The following is a 5085-nucleotide window of genomic DNA, read 5'->3' as shown; positions in this document are numbered from 1 at the left end:
GGGTTAAAGGTTGCAGTTGCTCCTGCAGGAAGTCCTGCTGCTGAAAATGTTGTAGGGTCTGTGTTACCTCCAGTTGCTGTATATGTTAAGTTATAGATAACTTCATTTCCAGGAGAACAAATACTAGATGCACTGTTAGTAGCTGCAATTGTAAAATCTGGTGCTGCAGAACATACAACTACATTAGGCTTAAATTGAGACTCTATAGACATAATATAGGCCTCTGCAACTGTAATTTGTCCAGCACTAAACATAAACATACAAGCATCATTGGTATAATCCATATAACTTTGGAACAGAACTTGTTCACTTGAATCACAAGCAGGCGATCCTCCTAAAGTAGGGCAACCTCCAGAACTTGCATTTTGGTTTGGTGTATCTGCAATACCATCATCTGTTGAGCAAGATCCTGAAAAGGTGTGTTCTAAATTATAAAAGTGACCTAGTTCATGCGTTACTGTTCTTCCTAAATCGTATGGTGCACCAGGTACTATTCCAGAACTTGGGCAACCAGCACCAGAGCCAAATGCTCCTAAATTCATTGTTACAGAATTTCCATTAGCTATACTTCCTCCAAGAGGTGAGAAACCTAATAGACCGCCTCCAATATCTTTAACTAAAAAATTCATATATCCTCCCCAGTTAGGGTCTGTAGATGTTCCTCCTCCAAAGTTATAACCAATAGTTACAGCAGGGCCACCTTCTACTAAATCTGGATCTGTACCAGATGGATGGTTCATGGTAGCAATACAAAATAAAATATTAGCAGCACCAGTATTTACTCCAGGATAGTGAGATGAAGCAGCAGCCCAGTTAGAGATGTCTGCATTAGTACCTGTAAAATCTGCATTTAAAATGTCTACTTGATTTTGAGCTAATGCTTCTAAACAAGCACGATCTGATTCTTGTGCTTCTGGATAGTGAACCGCTACAGGAATTATTATAGGATCCATTCTTCTTGCTGTTGCTTTATTAGCAAGGTTTTTTTCAAGTTGAGCTTTAAATTTAGCTTGAGATGCTCTATATTGTCTAGCAAATTGAGGGTCTTTCATTTTTTCTTTCATGTAATCGACCATTCCACATTTTTCTTGTGAATACGATGAAAACACGCATAGTATAAATGCTAATGTAAAAAGTAAAGGATTACTTTTTAAAGTAATTTTAGAGTTCATTTTTTGTTGGATTTTTTTAAATTAAGTGTTAAAAATATCTTAAAATAGCTTTATAAGCAAGAAAAAATTAATCTTTATAATATCCTATAAACTCTATAGAGTTAACAATGCCTGTTGTATAATTGTTTTACAAAGTGAGTAAAGGTTTTATGTGTAAAAGGATATTAACCATTAAAAAAATGTAATAATTATATAAATTTGCATGTAATGGCAAAGCGAGGACAAGAAAAAAACACGAAAAATAAAGCGAAGCATACTAAGTTGATGAATAGAAAAAAGAATAAGCTTCGTAATGAGAAAGCAACGCGAGAGCAGCGTTTAAAAGCAATTATAAAAAAAGCAAACGAAAGCTAATCTATTTTACTACAGGACAATGTTACTTTTTTAGTATTGTTTAAGGTTGTAAAAAACAGGTAATAATTTCCTCCGTCTTTAATTTTTAATTTTTTTCTTATGGTTTGTACAGTTTCAGGAAAGTTTCGTGTTGTAACATTAGCTTTAGTAATATTCATTTCTTTTTTAAACAGCTTCTTATTATAGTCTATTATTTTTTCAATTTTAAAACGCCTACCTGGAAACGTTATTAAAGAATTGCTTGTATACAAATGCGAATGTTTTTGTAACTTGTTTAGGTTTAATTGAGATGAAATACTGTTAAAAGCTCCCATTTTTAATATGGCAGCATTTGGTTCGTATAAATAGGTTAGTGGCTCACTATAATTAGCTTCTGTTTCTGCTTCTTCGTTTAAATAAAACTGAAACGTTTGTTGTGTTGTTTTTAAAAGGTTAGTGGTTTGTATATTTATTTCTCCATTAAAATCACGATCTAAAACCCATAATAATTCTTTTACTTCATTATTTACTGCAACACTGTATATTGTTTTTACATATTTTAATTCGTTAATTCCAATAGAAACATCAAGTAAAGGAGATGTTTTAATTACTATTGTTTTTGTGCGTTTAAATAATAAATCTAGATGCTTTGGTATATTTGGTAAACAATCATTTAATAAAAAAACTTTGCCTTTAGCGTCATTTCTACGTGAAGGATCTATATATATATAATCGAACTTTTGTTCGCTTTTTAAAAGGTATTCAATACCATCTTGATTAATACAATTAACATTATTAATAGCTAATTGCTTATAGTTATGAGATACTTTTTGTGATAATTCATTATTAATTTCACAGTGCACTACATCTTTAAACACTTTTGAAAAATAATAGCAGTCTACCCCAAAGCCTCCTGTTAAGTCTATTATAGAATTACCAGATATTAAACTAGCTTTAAATTTAGCAGTAATTTCTGAAGAGGTTTGTTCTATATTAAGCTTATTAGGGTAATATATTTGCTTAGTATTAAACCAAGTGGGAAGTTTTTTTTTACAACGTTTTTTTGCTTCAATTTGTTCTATAATAGCTTTTGCTTCTACAGTAGTATTAGGTATGCCTTTTAATAGAAGTGAAGCTATATCTGAATTTAAATTAGCATTTATAAATTCCTGATGTTCTGTATTTAAAATAGAATAATTCAAAAAAAGTGGTATTAAAGCCCTTTGGTTAGTTTCTTAACTATTTTATTTTCAGATAAGAATTCTTTTAAAATAACTTTTATAGCTGTATATGCTGGGATTGCTACTACTAATCCAATAATACCAAATAAAACGCCAGCAATAAGTATCACTAAAAATATTTCTAATGGATGAGATTTAACGCTTTTAGAAAATATTACAGGTTGACTAAAGAAATTGTCTACCAATTGCGCGATTACAAACCCAATCATTACATAAATGGTTTTTGGTAAAATAACCTCGCTAAAGCTGGCTCCTAAATTACTAGTCATGGTAAGAGTTAGCATTAATACGGCGCTTACCATTGGTCCAACATAAGGAATTAGATTTAAGAGCGCACATAAAAAGGCTATTACTACGGCGTTTTTAATACCAAAAATAAGTAATACCGCTGTGTAGATAACAAATAGTATTAGTATTTGAAATACTAAGCCTACGAAATATCTTGAGAGTAGATCTTTAATTTTAGTAAACGATTTTTTAGAACGTGTTTCTTTATTATCTGGAATAATGGTCATAATACCATCTTCCATTAATTTGCTGTCTTTTAAAAAGAAAAATGAAATAAATAACACAGAAAATAAACCAATACTAAAGCTTCCGAAACCACTAACTATCGAGTTTAAAAAGTTTGGTATTACAGAGTAATCTATTTTTCCGAGTAGATTTGAGTCTTTTAAAGATTGTTCTACATCTACGCTACTAATATTAAAATAGGTTGTTATTTCCTTGTAAAGGCCTTCAATATTACTTTGTAAACTGTCTATATTTAAAAGCGATAAATTATGTCCTTGTTCTACTATTAAAGGGATAAAAAGCATAACTAAGCCTACTAAAAGCCCTATTAAAAATACCATAGTAACAATAACCGATAGTGTATTGCTAAACTTTAATTTACGTCTTAAAAACAAAACAATAGGACGCCCAATAAGTGATATTACACCTGCTATAGCGATGTAAACAATGATGGCTTGTATTTTATATAAAAAGAAAACAAGAATAAGCACACCTAGTATAATCCCTATAGATTTTAATATGCCGTTAGATATGGTGTTAGAATTCATTTAGTAAATATACATATTGCTGTTAAATTTCCGAATTACTGATTAGAATTTATTTAATAAATGGATTTAGTATTTTGATGAAATTCGTTAATTTGAGTGCGTTTTACGATTAAAAGGCGTAAAACCTATATAGAAAATATGAATTTTTGGTTACAAATTTGTTCTCGATACAATACCTCATTTACCGTGTACTGAGCGTAGACGAAGTATTATAATTACTCGAATTGATGTTGGGATAAAATCAAAATCATGTCGTCAGTTCGAGTAAAATTCCTTTTTTAGGAATTTTGTATCGAGAACCATTTGGGTTATAAAGCTTATCGAGACAATTCCTCGTTAATCAGAAATTTGAACCGAAATGCTACTATTTTAGTTTGATTCAAAATTTGTATAACAGAATTCTTACTATCGTAACTGTTTTGTTATTTCGTACAATGCAATATTTGTTGCTTGTACAACATTCATACTACTATTTTGTCCAAACATATCGATATGAATAATTGTATCGCTAAGTGCTAAAATAGGTTCTGAAACTCCAAAATTTTCATCGCCAATAACAAGTGCTATTGGTTGTTTTTTAGAAAATTGACAGTTATGGATTGGAGTACTATTATCTGTAATTTCTAAAGAGACAATTTTGTAACCTTTAGTTTTTAATTGATTAATGACTAGGGAAATATTTTCATTAACTTCAAAATCTACAACTTTTTCGGTAGCTCTAGAGGTTTTTGTCATTTTTCTACCCATAGGAATTTCTGAAGTGCAAAATATAATTTTTTCTATTCCGAAGGCATCAGCAATACGAAATAGACTTCCAATGTTTGGTGCATTCGTTACATTTTCGCAAACTAACGTTATTGGAAACGTATGTTTGGTAAATTTGGTGTTGTAGTGGGTTAATTGCATTTAAAAATATGGTAGATGAAAAGGTTTGCCACAATTGTAATTTGAATGAAGAAACATGTCGGAGGTAATAATACATCCAAAAGACTCTTTATGAAAATTATTTAGACCAACAGTGTAAGTATGTTTATTAATACTGGATAACGATACAAAAAGAAATAATAATGCTAAACTAAAGGCTATGATTTTATTTTTAAAGTTAAACAGTTTCATTACTTAATTCTCGAAAGCATATTTTACAATATTTGCACCCATTTGTAGAGAGCGTAATCTTACCTCTTCGGGATCATTATGTACTTCTGGGTCTTCCCAACCATCTCCTAAATCACTTTCAAAAGTAAATAATAATACCAATCTGGTTTTATGAAATAAACC

6 protein-coding genes are annotated in these 5085 nt (G+C 30.4%); 1 reads left to right on the top strand and 5 read right to left on the bottom strand.

What is annotated here, in order from left to right:
- A partial coding sequence (locus ACVC2P_RS09165) for a M43 family zinc metalloprotease (protein WP_452598174.1) occupies nucleotides 1–1172 on the bottom strand: 1172 nt, incomplete at its 3' end.
- A gap of 207 nt (nucleotides 1173–1379) precedes the next feature.
- Between ACVC2P_RS09165 and ACVC2P_RS09160 the strand changes: the two genes are divergently transcribed.
- On the top strand, nucleotides 1380–1526 hold the full coding sequence (locus ACVC2P_RS09160; protein ID WP_452598173.1) for a hypothetical protein: 147 nt from the start codon (nucleotides 1380–1382) through the stop codon (nucleotides 1524–1526).
- Here ACVC2P_RS09160 and ACVC2P_RS09155 read toward each other — a convergent pair.
- The 4 genes from ACVC2P_RS09155 to ACVC2P_RS09140 form a co-directional block, all read right to left on the bottom strand.
- Nucleotides 1523–2707 carry a THUMP-like domain-containing protein gene (locus tag ACVC2P_RS09155; RefSeq protein WP_452598172.1) on the bottom strand — a complete coding sequence of 395 codons (1185 nt, stop codon included), beginning with the start codon at nucleotides 2705–2707 and terminating at the stop codon, nucleotides 1523–1525. The two genes, ACVC2P_RS09160 and ACVC2P_RS09155, sit on opposite strands and share 4 nt — an antisense overlap.
- 11 nt (nucleotides 2708–2718) lie before the next feature.
- On the bottom strand, nucleotides 2719–3807 hold the full coding sequence (locus ACVC2P_RS09150) for an AI-2E family transporter (RefSeq protein WP_452598171.1): 1089 nt from the start codon (nucleotides 3805–3807) through the stop codon (nucleotides 2719–2721).
- Between the two features lie 405 nt (nucleotides 3808–4212).
- Nucleotides 4213–4713, bottom strand: a complete 501-nt coding sequence (locus ACVC2P_RS09145) for a TrmH family RNA methyltransferase (protein WP_452598170.1) — start codon at nucleotides 4711–4713, stop codon at nucleotides 4213–4215.
- 213 nt (nucleotides 4714–4926) lie between these two features.
- Nucleotides 4927–5085, bottom strand: a 159-nt coding sequence (locus ACVC2P_RS09140; RefSeq protein ID WP_452598175.1) for a DUF4159 domain-containing protein, incomplete at its 5' end; no start/stop codon positions are given.

The organism is Pontimicrobium sp. MEBiC01747 (assembly GCF_053601635.1).
This window is presented reverse-complemented; position numbering and strand designations above follow the sequence as displayed.